This is a genomic window from Streptomyces coeruleorubidus (assembly GCF_008705135.1).
GTDB lineage: Bacteria > Actinomycetota > Actinomycetes > Streptomycetales > Streptomycetaceae > Streptomyces > Streptomyces coeruleofuscus.
Window position 1 is genome coordinate 3,884,313 of record NZ_CP023694.1, and the last position, 13,765, is coordinate 3,898,077.

13 protein-coding genes are annotated in these 13,765 nt (G+C 72.7%); 2 read left to right on the forward strand and 11 right to left on the reverse strand.

Going from position 1 to position 13,765, the window contains the following annotated elements; all coding sequences use genetic code 11:
* Nucleotides 1-44: 44 nt before the first annotated feature.
* The 4 genes from CP976_RS17820 to CP976_RS17835 all read right to left on the reverse strand — a co-directional run bounded on the left by CP976_RS17820 (nt 45) and on the right by CP976_RS17835 (nt 3,325).
* Nucleotides 45-1,079 (reverse strand): hypothetical protein, encoded by a 1,035-nt coding sequence (locus tag CP976_RS17820; RefSeq protein ID WP_150481275.1) that lies wholly within the window; start codon nt 1,077-1,079, stop codon nt 45-47.
* A 31-nt stretch (nt 1,080-1,110) separates the two neighbouring features.
* Nucleotides 1,111-1,812, reverse strand: a complete 702-nt coding sequence (locus tag CP976_RS17825) for an LPXTG cell wall anchor domain-containing protein (RefSeq protein ID WP_150481276.1) — start codon at nt 1,810-1,812, stop codon at nt 1,111-1,113.
* Between the two features lie 337 nt (nt 1,813-2,149).
* Nucleotides 2,150-2,704, reverse strand: a complete 555-nt coding sequence (locus tag CP976_RS17830; RefSeq protein WP_150481277.1) for an ATP-binding protein — start codon at nt 2,702-2,704, stop codon at nt 2,150-2,152.
* A gap of 243 nt (nt 2,705-2,947) precedes the next feature.
* The gene (locus CP976_RS17835; protein ID WP_086562403.1) at nt 2,948-3,325 is read right to left on the reverse strand and encodes an STAS domain-containing protein; all 378 of its coding nucleotides are present in this window, start codon (nt 3,323-3,325) and stop codon (nt 2,948-2,950) included.
* Nucleotides 3,326-3,563: 238 nt separating this feature from the next.
* Between CP976_RS17835 and CP976_RS17840 the strand changes: the two genes are divergently transcribed.
* Entirely contained in the window at nt 3,564-4,490 is a 927-nt protein-coding gene (locus tag CP976_RS17840; RefSeq protein ID WP_167537354.1) for an RNA polymerase sigma factor SigF, read from the forward strand.
* Between the two features lie 102 nt (nt 4,491-4,592).
* Here the strand turns inward: CP976_RS17840 and CP976_RS17845 are convergent, their stop codons facing one another.
* From CP976_RS17845 to hutU, 5 genes are all read right to left on the reverse strand, one after another.
* Nucleotides 4,593-4,916 carry a hypothetical protein gene (locus CP976_RS17845; RefSeq protein WP_150481278.1) on the reverse strand — a complete coding sequence of 108 codons (324 nt, stop codon included), beginning with the start codon at nt 4,914-4,916 and terminating at the stop codon, nt 4,593-4,595.
* 67 nt (nt 4,917-4,983) lie between these two features.
* Nucleotides 4,984-6,273, reverse strand: a complete 1,290-nt coding sequence (gene hutI / locus CP976_RS17850; protein WP_150481279.1) for an imidazolonepropionase — start codon at nt 6,271-6,273, stop codon at nt 4,984-4,986.
* Nucleotides 6,270-7,622 (reverse strand): formimidoylglutamate deiminase, encoded by a 1,353-nt coding sequence (locus CP976_RS17855; protein WP_190146995.1) that lies wholly within the window; start codon nt 7,620-7,622, stop codon nt 6,270-6,272. Before CP976_RS17855 ends, hutI begins: the two co-directional genes overlap by 4 nt.
* Nucleotides 7,613-8,815, reverse strand: coding sequence for an allantoate amidohydrolase (locus CP976_RS17860; protein WP_190146999.1), 1,203 nt, complete (start codon nt 8,813-8,815; stop codon nt 7,613-7,615). Before CP976_RS17860 ends, CP976_RS17855 begins: the two co-directional genes overlap by 10 nt.
* 68 nt (nt 8,816-8,883) lie before the next feature.
* Nucleotides 8,884-10,602 (reverse strand): urocanate hydratase, encoded by a 1,719-nt coding sequence (gene hutU / locus CP976_RS17865; RefSeq protein ID WP_150481282.1) that lies wholly within the window; start codon nt 10,600-10,602, stop codon nt 8,884-8,886.
* 127 nt (nt 10,603-10,729) lie between these two features.
* Between hutU and CP976_RS17870 the strand changes: the two genes are divergently transcribed.
* Nucleotides 10,730-12,121 carry a type III PLP-dependent enzyme domain-containing protein gene (locus tag CP976_RS17870; protein ID WP_150481283.1) on the forward strand — a complete coding sequence of 464 codons (1,392 nt, stop codon included), beginning with the start codon at nt 10,730-10,732 and terminating at the stop codon, nt 12,119-12,121.
* A gap of 91 nt (nt 12,122-12,212) precedes the next feature.
* Here CP976_RS17870 and CP976_RS17875 read toward each other — a convergent pair whose 3' ends face one another.
* Nucleotides 12,213-12,797, reverse strand: coding sequence for a hypothetical protein (locus tag CP976_RS17875; protein ID WP_150481284.1), 585 nt, complete (start codon nt 12,795-12,797; stop codon nt 12,213-12,215).
* A gap of 102 nt (nt 12,798-12,899) precedes the next feature.
* Entirely contained in the window at nt 12,900-13,742 is an 843-nt protein-coding gene (locus tag CP976_RS17880) for a MurR/RpiR family transcriptional regulator (RefSeq protein WP_150481285.1), read from the reverse strand.
* Nucleotides 13,743-13,765: the final 23 nt, after the last annotated feature.

Genomic DNA, 13,765 nt, shown 5'->3' on the forward strand with positions numbered 1-13,765 from the left:
CCTGACAGAGGGCCGTCGCACCCGCGTGGTGCGGCGGCCCTTCTTCATGTCCGCATGTCCTTCATGTCCTTCATGTCCTTCGTCGGTCTCGGCGGTTCGGCGTCCGGGGCGACCCACGGCAGGTCCGAGGGCCGGCGTGCGGCGGGCAGGCGCGGGAGCAGGCGGCGCGGCGGGCGGGCCGCGTGGACGGGGTGACGGGGGCGTGCGTGGTCCACGACGGCCAGGCCGGCGCGGAACAGCGCCGCCGGGACGACCAGGCAGACGAGGACCCAGAACAGGGTCACCCCCCACGGGCGGCCCACGCCCCAGGGGTGCTCGGCGAGGACCTTGCCGCCGTACTTCAGGGACACGGTGTAGTCGCCGTGCGCCCCGGATGCGAGTTCCACGGGAAGTTCGATGCGCGCCTTGCCACCGGGCCGGATCGTGCCGCGCCAGCGCTGGTCCTGCCACTGCGGGGCGAACACGCCGTGGGAGGTGCCGACCTGGAAGACGGGGTCCTTCACGGGGGACGTCCCGACGTTCCCGACGGTGACCACGAGCGTCCGGGCGGGCGGGGAGCCGAACCAGGTCAGCAGCCCGCCGGAGCCGCGCAGCCGGGTGTCCGCGAGCAGGGACAGCCGCCCGCCGGCCCGGTCCGCGGGCAGCGGCTCGACCGCGTGCCCGGCGACCTGGAGAACCGCGTCGGCCTCGGCCTCGGCCTCGGCCCCGGCCCCGGTCACCGTCGCCACGTGCACCACGCAGGGGCACGGCACGGGCGGTTCCACGACGGGCAGTTCGCGGCGAAAGCGCCCCTCGGCGTCCGTGGTGACGGCCCGGCCGTCGGCGTTGGCGCAGGAGTTGGTGCCGCCGGTCACGCCCCGGGACGGCTCAGCCTGCCCGCAGACCAGCAGCGTCAGCAGGGCACGCGGGCGCCAGCCGCTGCCGGTGACGGTGACCGAACCGCCGGTCCCGGCCTGGGCCCTGGACAGCTCGACGACGGGCCGGTCCACCGCCCCGGCGGGCCCGGCGCCCGCCAGGCCCAGCAGGAGCACCAGCAGAAGGGGCACTGAGAGGTACGGAACACGGACGACGTACGGCATCGGCGGCTCCAGCGGTCGTACGGGGGTGCGCTCAGTGGCGTGCTCGCGCCCCCTGGTGACGTCGCGTCAGCCACAGGGCACCCGCCGCGCCGGCGAGCAGGACCGTCCCGCCGAGGGTGCCGAGGGCGACGGCCGAGTCCTCCGGCCCGGTCTGCGGGAGTTCGGCGCCGGATCCCGAGCCGGAGCCGCCGCCCTGGGTGGAGCCGGTGGCGCCGCCGCCGCTCGCGGCCGTGACGTCGAGGGTCAGGGACGGGCCCGGGTCGTTCGTCGGCGTGCACGTGGTGGTCGTGCCGAGCGCCTTGATGGTGAGCACGCCGGCCGTGAAGGTGACCTCGCCGCTCTTCTTCGGCGTGTACGTGCCGCTCAGGTCGTTGATCTTGATCGGCGTGTTGGCGGGGATCGCGGCGTCGTTGGCGGGGCCGGTCACCGTCATGGTGCCGCCGTCCGCGCCGCCCAGGGCGATGGTGGCGCTCGGGGTCATCGCGCCCTTGCCCAGTTCGACCGGGCTGGAGGAGACGCCCTTCTGCCAGGACATGGTGATCCGGTAGCCGTCGCCGCTCTTGGCACCCTTGATGTCGATGGGCGAGACGGCGCTCTTGTCGCCGATCGGCGTCTTGCACTGGTAGTTGACGTCGACGACCTCGGCCCGGGCCACGGGGGCGGCCATCAACACCACCGAGCCGGCCAGGGCCGCGGCGGACGCGAGCGCGGCGGTTCGATTCCGGTACGACACGGTGCCGCTCCCCTTCCTGTTCCTGACGGAGTATCAGATCGGGCCGTCAAGGTACGCCCGGGGCGTCGAGGAAGGAAGACACGTGCGCGCGGGAACCGTGGGGATCCGGCGCGTGAGGGGTGACGGAGGGGGGATGTGCGGCGGAGGTTCCGTGGGGCAGCCGGGCACTCAGGCCTCTGGGCCGCAGGCATTCACGCACTCGGGCACTCGGGCACTCAGGCACTCAGGCACTCAGGCACTCAGGCACTCAGGCACTCAGGGGGCGAACTGCCCGCTCCCCTTCACCCGAACGGCCGAGGGAGGAACCCGCGTCCGGCGTGCGCGCGACGCCGCCGGATCAGGCAGGGGCTCCCAGTTCGGCCCACACCGTCTTGCCGGCGACTCCCGGCGTGCGGACGACGCCCCAGTCCAGGCACAGACGCTGGACGATGAACATGCCGTGGCCGCCCGGGCGGCCCGCCCGGTGCGGGGTGCGGGGTGACGGCTGGCCGGTGCCCCGGTCGGCGACCTCGATGCGGATCACCTTGTTGTCGCAGGTGATCCAGAGCTGGTCCGGCCCCTCGGCGTGCAGGCAGGCGTTGGTGACCAGCTCGGAGACGACGAGCAGCACGTCCTCGGCGGCGGCCCGCTGGTCCGCGGAGGCGGCCGGCAGCCAGCCCCACGCGTACAGCGCCTGGCGGGCGAAGTCGCGGGCGAGCGGAACGACACCGCTCGCCCCGTCGAAGCTCAGCCGGCGCACCTGCCGGCCCCCCGGCGGTGCCGCGGCTCCGGACGGCGCGGACACGCCCTCGCCGGACGCACCGCCCGCCGGTACGCCACCCTCGGACGCCCCGGAAGCGCCGCTGGGCTCCGGCCCGCGGTCGCCCGGCGAGTAGGGCCGGGTGGTGCTCATCAGCGCTTCACCTCACCGATTCACCAGTTCACGATTCAAAAAATTCACTGCACAGTCAGTCACGCGGTGCGCGGCACGACGGTTTCGCGGCGCCCTTGCCGCCCTGATGGACGACCGTTTCAGGATGTCTCCTGCCCGACGGGACCGGCGGAACACCCCCGTATTCGACACGAAGGGCGTGACAGGCGTAGGGCATCGGTCACAGGGGGATGGCCGAGGCTCGGCGCGCCGACACACCGCCGGTCAGCCCGACTCGTCGGCCAAGGCCGCCTCAAGCGTGTCATGGACGCTGAAGACCGCATCCGCACCCGTGATCTCGAACACGCGTGCCACCACCGGCTGCATCCCGGCGAGTGTCACGCCACCACCGGCGGCCTCTGCCTTCAGTCGCGCCCCCAGGAGCACGTTGAGTCCCGTGGAGTCGCAGAACTCCAGGCGCGCGCAGTCGATGACCAGACGCTTGAATCCCTTGGCGAGGCAGTCGTCGAGTGGCTCACGCAACAGATCGGCGGTGTGGTGATCCAACTCACCCGCCGGGGTCACGACGGCACTAGAGCCCTCTTCCCGCACCTCCACCAGAAGCCGGCCAGACTGTGCGCTGCCGACTGTCCCGCGGTCCATGCCGTCTCTCTCTCCCGACGTCGTGACTGCTGCTGACGCCCACGAACACTACGCCTTCCCTCCACGCTTCGACACCCGAACAACCACGCACAAACGGACATATGCCCACAAAACGCACTTGCGGTGGGCTCGGGAAAGCGGGTAGGCCTAGTAAGGACACGTAACCGACACGGCCGGCTTTGGAGGCGCCGCACACCGCAGTGCACGTACTGGCTCCGGCAGCCATATGCCGAGAACGATGGAGGACATCATGTCACCCCGGCTCGACGCATCGCGTACCCAGGAAGCGACGTCGACACCCCCTCCGGAACATCTGGATCCCATCGAGCAGGTTGAGACGCTCGTCACACCGGACGACCTTCTCGCCGGACTTCCGGACATCCCCCCGTACGAGGAAGTCGGCGCGGTCGACGCACGGGCCCTGTCCAAGACCCTCTTCGAGCGCCTCGAATCGCTGGAGGAAGGCACCCACGAGTACTCGTACGTCCGCAACACGCTCGTCGAACTGAACCTCGCACTGGTCAAGTTCGCCGCCTCCCGGTTCCGCTCCCGCAGCGAGCCGATGGAGGACATCATCCAGGTCGGCACCATCGGCCTGATCAAGGCGATCGACCGCTTCGAGCTGTCTCGGGGTGTCGAGTTCCCCACTTTCGCGATGCCGACCATCGTCGGCGAGATCAAGCGCTTCTTCCGCGACACCTCGTGGTCCGTGCGCGTTCCGCGGCGGCTCCAGGAGCTGCGGCTCGACCTGGCCAAGGCCGGTGACGAGCTGGCCCAGAAGCTGGACCGCGCCCCGACGGTGACCGAGCTGGCCGAGCGCCTCGGCATCTCCAACGACGAGGTCGTCGAGGGCATGGCCGCGTCGAACGCCTACACCGCCTCCTCGCTGGACGCCCAGCCGGAGGAGGACGACTCCGAGGGCGCCCTCGCGGACCGCATCGGCTACGAGGACCACGGGCTCGAAGGCATCGAGTACGTCGAGTCGTTGAAGCCGCTGATCGCCGAACTTCCCCCGCGTGACCGGAAGATCCTGTCGCTGCGCTTCGTCGCGGGCATGACCCAGTCGGAGATCGGCGAGGAACTGGGCATCTCCCAGATGCACGTGTCGCGTCTGCTGTCCCGGACGCTGGTACGGCTGCGCAAGGGGCTGACTGTCGAGGAGTGATCCTCACCTGACGAGATCCTCACCGGACGACGCTGTACCGGGTGAACGCTTCCTTCGGGGGCGGACCGAACGGTCCGCCCCCAGGCGCGTGCCGTCGGCGGTCTACCAGGGGTTCAGGATCAGCGCGGCCGTCGGGACGAGCGGAGCCGCCAGGCTCAGCAGCCAGTACGTGCGCGGAGCGAGGGCCGTCCGGTGGCGCAGCGGCATGTTGGCGAGCCACCAGATCAGTCCGTACAGCGTGACCACGGGGACGACGATCACGAGCCAGAGGGCCATGCCGTCGTTCTCCGTCGGTTCCCGCACGGTCCAGCCGAGTTCGGCGAGCGGCCAGTTCACCACGAGGTACCACAGCAGCCAGAACGGCACCACGCCCGGGATCCCGAGCAGCACGTTCACCAGGAGTGGCGCCGACCAGTGCTTTGCCATCCGTCCCCACCCTCCTGCCGTGCCGGTCGTCCGCCGACGCGACACCGCATTGTCCCGGAGCCGGTGGTCACACCACACGCTCTCCGCGGCGCCACACCCCGCTGACCAACGGGACGCCCGGCCGGTAGGCCAGGTGGACGTGGCTCGGGGCGTCGAGAAGCGTCAGGTCGGCGTACGCGCCCGGGGTGACGCGGCCGATGTCGTTGCGCCGGAGGGCCGCGGCGCCGCCCGCCGTGGCCGACCAGACGGCCTCGTCCGGGGTCATGCCCATGTCCCGTACGGCGAGCGCGATGCAGAACGGGACGGACGAGGTGAAGGACGAGCCCGGGTTGCAGTCGGTGGAGAGGGCCACGGTGACGCCCGCGTCGAGGAGACGGCGGGCATCCGGCCACTCGGCGCGGGTGGAGAACTCGGCGCCGGGGAGGAGGGTGGCGACCGTGCGGCTGTTCGCCAGGGCGTCGACGTCCTCGTCCGTCAGGTGGGTGCAGTGGTCGGCGCTGGCCGCGTCGAGTTCGACCGCCAGCCGCACGCCGGGGCCGTAGGAGAGCTGGTTGGCGTGGATCCGGGGGTGCAGGCCGCGTGCCTTGCCGGCGGTGAGGATCGCGCGGGCCTGGTCGCCGTCGAAGGCACCCTTCTCGCAGAAGACGTCGATCCAGCGGGCGTGCGGGGCGCAGGCGTCGAGCATCTCGCCGGTGACGACGGCGACGTAGGCGGCCGGGTCCTCGGCGAACTCGGGGGCGACGATGTGGGCGCCGAGGTAGGTGACCTCGTCGGTGTGGCGGGCGGCGACGCGCAGGGCACGGGACTCGTCGTGGGTCGTGAGGCCGTAGCCGGACTTCGTCTCGAAGGTGGTCGTGCCCTGGCGGAGGGCCTCGGCGAGGTAACGGGTGACGTTGGCTTCCAGTTCCTCGTCCGTGGCGGCGCGGGTGGCCGCGACGGTCGTGCGGATGCCGCCCGCGCTGTACGGCCGCCCCGACATCCGGGCGTTGAACTCCTGCGTCCGGTCGCCCGCGAAGACGAGGTGGGAGTGGGAGTCGACGAAGCCGGGGAGGACCGCCCGGCCGCCGGCGTCGACCCGATTGTCAGTGGCGGGTGCTTTGCTTTGATCACCGGTCCACGCGATGCGGTCGCCTTCGATGACGACGGCCGCGTCCTGGACCAGTCCGAGGGGGGTTCCGTCACCTAGGGAGGGGTCGTTGGTGACCAAGGCTGCGATGTTGGTGATGAGCGTGCTCGCGGTGCTCGCGGAGTGGGCGGGGCTGACGGTCGTCGCGTTGCTCATGGCGTCCTTGGTGGCCTGGTCGGCGGTGGGGTCGGGTTCGGGGGCCGACCGCTCGGAGGGGCGGCCCGGGGTCATCCGCGCAGGGCTGCGACGGCGTCGGCGAGGGCTCGTGGCGCATCCGGTACGAGCGAGTGCTCCCCGTCCCGTACGACGTGCCGGCCTCCCACGACCGTATGCGACACGTCTGCTGCCGACGCGGCGAATACGGCCGTCTCGGCCCCGAGCCGCGGAAGCGGCCCTGCCGTCCTGACCGAGTCGAGCGCGATCGTCGTGAAGTCGGCGAGCGCGCCGGGCTCCAGGGCGCCCGCGTCCTCCCAGCCGAGTGCCGAGTGCCCGTCCGCAGAGGCGGCCCGCAGGAGGGCCGCCGCCGTCCAGTGGCCTCGGGTACGGGTGCGCAGGCGCTCGTTCAGCTCCATGGCGCGTGCCTCTTCGAGCAGGTCGATCACGGCGTGGCTGTCGGAGCCGAGGGAGAGCGGCGAGCCCGCCTGTTGCAGGGCGACGGCGGGCCCGATGCCGTCGGCGAGGTCCCGCTCGGTGGTGGGGCACATGCAGGTGCCGGTGCCGGAGCCGCCCAGCAGGGCGATGTCCTCGTCGGTGAGGTGCGTGTTGTGGACGCCGGTGGTGCGCGGGCCGAGTACCCCGTGGTCGGCGAGCAGCCGGGTCGGGGTGCGGCCGTGGGTCTCCCGGCAGGCGTCGTTCTCGGCCGTCTGTTCCGACAGGTGCACATGGAGCGGGGCCCGCCGTTCCTCCGCCCACCGCGCGACGGTCGCCAGCTCGTCGGCGGGCACGGCCCGCACGGAGTGGATCGCCGCCCCGATCCGCGCGTGATCTTGTTCCTTGAGAACTGAACAGCGTTCGGCCCAGGCCTCCGCCGTGCCGTCGGAGAAGCGGAGCTGAGGGGTGGTGGGCGGCTGGCCGAAGCCGGAGGAGAGATAGGCGGTGTCGAGGAGGGTGATGCGGATACCGGCCTCGGCGGCGGCCGCGATCAGGGCCTCGCCCATGGCGTTGGGGTCGGCGTAGCGGGTGCCGCCGGGGGCGTGGTGGACGTAGTGGAACTCGCCGACCGCCGTGATGCCGGCCAGGGCCATCTCGGCGTACACGGCGCGGGCGAGGGCGTGGTAGGTGTCCGGGGTGAGCCGGGCGGCCGTGGCGTACATGACCTCGCGCCAGGTCCAGAAGGTGCCGGAGCCGACCTGGACGGTGCCGCGCAGGGCGCGGTGGAAGGCGTGGCTGTGGGCGTTGGCGAGGCCGGGGAGGGTGAGGCCGCGCAGGATCTCGGCGCCGGGGGGCGGGGTGGGCGTGCCGGGGCGGAGGGCGGCGATGCGGCCGTCCCGCACGTCGAGGGTCACGCCCGGCTCGACGTACGTGCCGAGCCAGGCGTGCTCCAGCCAGTACGTGCGCGTGGCTGCTGTGGTCACCTGCACGCCAGTCCTTCCAGTACGTCGGCGAGCGCGAGTACCCCGGCCACGCAGTCGTCCTCGGTGGCGGACTCGGCCGGCGAGTGGGAGACCCCGGTGGGGTTGCGTACGAACAGCATGGCGGTCGGGATGCTCCCGGACAGGATCCCGGCGTCGTGTCCGGCGCCGGTGCCGAGGACGGGGACGGTGAGGTCGGCGTCCCTGCCGAGGATGCGGGCGAGTTCGTCGCGCAGGGCGTGGTCGAACTCGACCACGGGGGTGAACGACTCGCGCACGACGGCGAGATCGACGCCGTGGGCGGCGGCGTACTCCCCGGCAGCCTTCTCGACGCCGGCGACCACGGCGTCCAGGCTGTCCTGGTCGGCGGCGCGCGAGTCGAGCCAGCCGCGCACGAGGGAGGGGATGGCGTTGACGCCGTTCGGCTCGACGGCGATCTTGCCGAAGGTGGCGACGGCACCGGCGAGTTCGGCCTCGCGGCGGGCGGCGAGGACGGTCTCGGCGTAGGACAGCATGGGGTCGCGCCGGTCGGTGAGCCGGGTGGTGCCGGCGTGGTTGGCCTCGCCCCGGAAGTCGAACCGCCACCGGCCGTGCGGCCAGATCGCGCTGGCGATGCCGACCCGGTCGCCGGACAGGTCGAGGGCCCGGCCCTGCTCGACGTGCAGTTCGACGAAGGCGCCGATGCGGGCGAGCCGCTCGGGGTCGGCCCCGATGGCGTCGGGGTCGTATCCGGCGGCCTCCATGGCGCGCGGCAGGGTCACGCCCTCGCCGTCGGTGAGCCGGTGGGCCTGTTCGCGGGTGAGCTGCCCGGCGGTGAGCCGGGACCCGACACAGGCGAGCCCGAACCGGGCGCCCTCCTCGTCCCCGAAGTTCACGATGCCGAGGGGCCGGGTGAACCGCGCGCCCCGGCCGCGCAGTTCGTCCAGTGCGGCGAAGGCGGACACGACCCCGAGGGGGCCGTCGAAGGCCCCGCCGTCCGGCACGGAGTCGAGATGCGACCCGGTGACGACGGCGTCCCCGACGGCGGGGTCACCCAGCCAGGCCCACTGGTTCCCGTTCCGGTCGGCCTCGTAGCGCAGTCCACGGGCAGCGGCCTGCTCCTCGAACCAGGCCCGGCAGTCACCGTCGACACCGCTCCAGGCGAAGCGGCGGTAGCCGTGGGAGGCGGGGTGCCGGCCGATGGGCAGCAGGTCGCGCCACATCTGGTGGAAGGAGGCGCCGACAGGCCGGCGGCCTCCCGCCCCCACCGAACCGGTGCCGCTGGCTTCGGTCACGCCTCGTCACCCTCACGCATCGGGACACGGACGCCCTTCTCCTGAGCCACCGACTCCGCGATGTCGTACCCGGCGTCGACATGCCGGATGACTCCCATGCCGGGGTCGTTCGTCAGCACCCGCCGGATCTTCTCGCCGGCCAGCCTCGTACCGTCGGCCACCGTCACCTGCCCCGCGTGGATCGACCGCCCCATACCGACACCGCCGCCGTGGTGAAGGGACACCCAGGACGCTCCGGACGCCACGTTCACCATCGCGTTCAGCAGCGGCCAGTCGGCGATCGCGTCGGACCCGTCGAGCATGGCCTCGGTCTCCCGGTAGGGGGACGCGACGGATCCGCAGTCGAGGTGGTCGCGGCCGATGACGACCGGCGCGGCCAGCTCCCCGCTCGCGACCATGTCGTTGAACCGCTCACCGGCCTTGTCCCGCTCGCCGTAGCCGAGCCAGCAGATGCGGGCGGGCAGGCCCTGGAAGTGGACCCGCTCCCCGGCCATGCGGATCCAGCGGGCCAGGGACTCGTTCTCCGGGAAGAGGTCGAGGATCGCCTTGTCGGTCTTCGCGATGTCGGAGGCCTCGCCGGACAGGGCGGCCCAGCGGAATGGGCCCTTGCCTTCGCAGAACAGCGGGCGGATGTAGGCGGGGACGAAGCCGGGGAAGGCGAAGGCCCGGTCGTATCCGGCGAGTTGCGCCTCGCCTCGGATGGAGTTGCCGTAGTCGAAGACCTCCGCGCCGGCGTCCATGAAGCCGACCATGGCCTCGACGTGCCGGGCCATCGACTCGCGGGCCCGGGTGGTGAAGCCGGCCGGGTCCTTGGCGGCGGCGTCGGCCATGTCCTCGAAGTCGGTGCCGAGGGGCAGGTAGGCCAGCGGGTCGTGGGCGGAGGTCTGGTCGGTGACGATGTCGATCGGGGCGCCCATGGCGAGCAGCTGCGGCACCAGTTCGGCGGCGTTGCCGAGAACGCCGATGGACAGCGGGCGGCGGGCGTCCCGGGCCTCCACGGCGAGCCGCAGCGCGTGGTCCAGGGAGTCGGCCTTGACGTCCAGGTACCGGTGCTCGATGCGCCGCTCGATGGCCCGCGGATCGCAGTCGATGCAGATCGCCACGCCGTCGTTCATCGTCACGGCGAGCGGCTGGGCGCCGCCCATCCCGCCGAGACCGGCGGTCAGCGTGATCGTCCCGGCGAGGCTGCCGCCGAACTTCTTCGCGGCGACGGCGGAGAAGGTCTCGTAGGTGCCCTGGAGGATGCCCTGGGTGCCGATGTAGATCCAGGAGCCGGCCGTCATCTGCCCGTACATGGTCAGGCCGAGGGCCTCCAGGCGGCGGAACTCCTCCCAGTTCGCCCAGTCGCCGACGAGGTTGGAGTTGGCGATGAGGACGCGCGGGGCCCACTCGTGGGTCTGCATGACGCCGACGGGCCGGCCGGACTGGACCAGCATGGTCTCGTCCTGCTTCAGCCCCCGCAGCGTCCGCACCATCGCGTCGAAGGAGCGCCAGTCGCGGGCCGCCTTGCCGGTGCCGCCGTAGACGACGAGCTTGTCGGGGTGCTCGGCGACCTCCGGGTCGAGGTTGTTCTGGAGCATGCGCAGGGCGGCTTCCTGCTGCCATCCCAGGGCGCTTCGTTCCGTACCGCGCGGTGCTCGGACGGGGCCAGAGGGCGGCCCGTAGGGCCTCGTTTGAGGGTGGTGGAGGGAGACGGGCGGGCGGGGTCCTGACATGGTCTGCCTCCTGAGGGGCGCTCCCAGCGGATGTTGCTACTTCTATTCACATCCTGGCCTCATGAATAGAGCTAGTCAATACGTCGGGGCGTCGGCGCGGCGGTGCCGTGGATGTTTGGCTGGATGGATGGGCACACACATCGAGGCGGAAGAGGCGGACGGCACCGGCGCCGGGCGGGCGGCCCGGCGGGACGAGGCGGTGCAGGCCGCGGTGGAACAGGGGCTGCTCGGGCCCGACAGCCCGATCGTCGGGCTGCTGGACGTCACCGGAATCCGGGAGTCGGCGGCGGAGCTGCGGGCGGCGTTCGACGCGGTCGTGGCGCCGGGCACGCCCGTGCTGCACGCCTTCGCGGTGAAGGCGACCCCGCTGGTGCCGGTGCTGCGGCTGCTGCGCGAGGAGGGCGTCGGCGCCGAGGTGGCGAGCCCCGGCGAGCTGGCGCTGGCACGGGCGGCGGGGCTGGGCCCGGAGATGACGGTGCTGGACTCGCCGGCCAAGACGCCCGGGGAGCTGCGCGAGGCGCTGGCCCTGGGCATCGCCGTCAACGCGGACAATCCGCAGGAGCTGGACCGGATCGACGCCCTGATGAGGTCCGCCGCCAGCCGGTCGCCGCTCGGGATACGGGTGAACCCACAGATCGGCGGGGGTTCCATCGAGGCGACGTCCACGGCCACGGCGACGTCGAAGTTCGGAGTGGCGCTGCGCGACGAGGGCGCCCGGGAGTGGGTCGTCCGCGCGTATCTGGACCGGCCGTGGCTCACCCGGCTGCACGCGCACACCGGGTCCCAGGGGGTCCCGCTGTCCCTGATGGCGCGGGGCGTGGCGGAGACGTACGAGCTGGCGGAGGAGATCAACCGGCGGGCCGGGCGGCGACAGGTCGACACGCTCGACATCGGCGGCGGGCTGCCGGTGAACTTCGCGTCGGACGCGACGACGCCGACGTACGCGCAGTACGCGCGGACGCTGGCCGAGGAGGTGCCGGGGCTGTTCGACGGGCGGTACGGACTGGTGACGGAGTTCGGGCGGTCACTGCTGGCGAAGCACGGGACGGTCGTGGCGCGCGTCGAATACGCCAAGAGCGCGGGCGGCCGGCCGGTGGCGGTCACGCACGCGGGCGTGCAGGTCGCGACGCGGACGGTGTACGCGCCGGAAGCCTGGCCGCTGAGGATCGCCGCGTACGACTCCAAGGGGCGCCCGAAGGAGGGCCCGGCCGTCGTGCAAGACGTGGCCGGACCGGCGTGCTTCTCGGGCGACCTGCTGGCCGAGGGGTGTGCGCTGCCGCTGCTGGAGCAGGGAGACTTCGCGGCGGCGCTGGATACGGGGGCGTACTACTTCGCGCACCACTATGGCTACAACTCGCTGGTCCGGCCCGCTGTTCACGGCTTCGGGCCGGGCCGTGAGGGGCGTGTCGCCTTCGCGGTGGTGCGGGAGGCGCAGACGGTCGAGGAGGTCGTGGCGGAATCCGGAGGGGCTCAGGTCGATGCGCTGCTGGGCGGCCGGGCGCCGTGGGGACTTCCGTAGCGCCCGGCTGCGGGGTCGTGGTGGCTGGTCGGGCCCGCGCGGCGGAGCCGTACGGCACAGCCCCACGCCCCTCCTGCGCGAGCAAGCCCCCTCACACGAGCGCCGGCGTCTTCTTTCTCGCCCCGCCCGGTGCCGCGTCGCCCGCCGCGATGCCCGTGCTGCGGTACGCCTTGACCCGCTTGCCCGCGGCGCCGCCCGCGCCCCCGCGCAGCCAGTCCACCCGCACCCACAGCAACACCTCGTCCGCGCGCTCGCGGCGGCCGAGCCACGCGGCTTTCAGCCACAGCCCCGCGCCGCAGCCGGCCAGGAGCAGGCCGGCCGCGGCGGGTACGGCGAAGGCGCTGCCCAGGGCGGCGAGGAAGGCGAGGACGAGCCACCAGCGGTGGTGGCGGCGCCAGTTGCGTGATGTGACGGCGCGGTCCTGGAGGATGTCGTGCTTGCCGGCGCGGGCCGCGCAGGCGGCGAGGGTGACGTAGCGCTTGCGGCGCCCGTAGGCCACCGCGGCCGTCGCCAGGACGAACAGTGCCGCCCCGGCCAGGAGGCCGATGCGACGGCCCGTCAGTCCCGGGGGCAGCGAGCCGATGCCCGCCGCGACCACACCCAGCCACCACAGCGGTGCCGCCCCCGCCCGTACGACGACGGCCACCCGAGCCAGTCCCTGTCCTCCGCGCGTCACGTTCATCCTCCGTCCGGTCTGCGAAGCGCCTGAAGGGTGTTACAGGAGAAACACGTTAGCGACACAACGTGAGACGAGTCTGAGAATGCGGTGCCCGTACGGTCAGTCGACGAACAGCCCCCGGGCCGCCGCCTTCACGTCGAACTCCTCCAGTCGCGACTGGGCCTCCGGCAGGTCGTCGCACATCGCCTCCAGCAGGACCCGGCCGAGCAGCATCGGGGCGCAGGCCGTGTCGAAGGCGAGGCCGGTGCCGACGGCGGCGGGCAGCAGCAGGTCGGACACCTTGGCCACCGGTGCGAAGGCGGAGTCGGCGACCGTGACGACGGTCAGCCCGGCCTGTCGGGCGTAGTCGAGGGTGTCGACGACCTCGCGGGGGTGCCGGGGCAGCGCGAAGCACAGCAGCGCGGTCGCACCGGCACGGACGGCGGCGTCGATGCGGTCGTGGACCATCGTGCCGCCCTCGTTGAGGAGCCGTACGTCGGAGTGGACCTTGGCGGCGAAGTAGGCGAAGCCGTGCGCCTGGGCGGCCGCCGCCCGCAGTCCGAGCACGGGGAGCGGCCGGGAGGCCGCGAGGAGGCGCCCCGCCCGCTGCACGGGTCGGGGGTCGGCCAGGGCCTCCGCCAGGTGCCTCAGGTTCTCGATCTCGGCCTCGACGGCCTGCTGGTACTCGTTGTAGGACCCGGCGTCCGCGGCGGGCTCGGCGGGGGCGACCTCGCGCAGGTGGCGGCGCAGGGCCGGGTAGCCGTCGAAGCCGAGGGCGACGGCGAAACGGGTCACGGACGGCTGGCTGACCCCGGCCAGCTCGGCGAGCTCCACGCTCGACAGGAACGGCACGTCGGCGGCGCGCCGCACCATGCTGTGCGCGATGCGCCGCTGGGTCGGCGTCAGCCGGTGCCCCTCGAAGAGCGCCTGCAACCGCGCGGCAGGGCTGTCGGTCGCGCTCATGACGTGCTCCCCCTCGCCTATGC

Bases quoted from the DNA above. Each gene is read 5' to 3' on its own strand.
- CP976_RS17820 (WP_150481275.1), bottom strand. From the start codon at position 1,079: ATGCCGTACGTCGTCCGTGTTCCGTACCTCTCAGTGCCCCTTCTGCTG.
- CP976_RS17830 (WP_150481277.1), bottom strand. From the start codon at position 2,704: ATGAGCACCACCCGGCCCTACTCGCCGGGCGACCGCGGGCCGGAGCCC.
- CP976_RS17835 (WP_086562403.1), bottom strand. From the start codon at position 3,325: ATGGACCGCGGGACAGTCGGCAGCGCACAGTCTGGCCGGCTTCTGGTG.
- CP976_RS17840 (WP_167537354.1), top strand. From the start codon at position 3,564: ATGGAGGACATCATGTCACCCCGGCTCGACGCATCGCGTACCCAGGAA.
- CP976_RS17845 (WP_150481278.1), bottom strand. From the start codon at position 4,916: ATGGCAAAGCACTGGTCGGCGCCACTCCTGGTGAACGTGCTGCTCGGG.
- hutI (WP_150481279.1), bottom strand. From the start codon at position 6,273: ATGACCCCGGGCCGCCCCTCCGAGCGGTCGGCCCCCGAACCCGACCCC.
- CP976_RS17860 (WP_190146999.1), bottom strand. From the start codon at position 8,815: ATGTGGCGCGACCTGCTGCCCATCGGCCGGCACCCCGCCTCCCACGGC.
- hutU (WP_150481282.1), bottom strand. From the start codon at position 10,602: ATGTCAGGACCCCGCCCGCCCGTCTCCCTCCACCACCCTCAAACGAGG.
- CP976_RS17870 (WP_150481283.1), top strand. From the start codon at position 10,730: ATGGGCACACACATCGAGGCGGAAGAGGCGGACGGCACCGGCGCCGGG.
- CP976_RS17880 (WP_150481285.1), bottom strand. From the start codon at position 13,742: ATGAGCGCGACCGACAGCCCTGCCGCGCGGTTGCAGGCGCTCTTCGAG.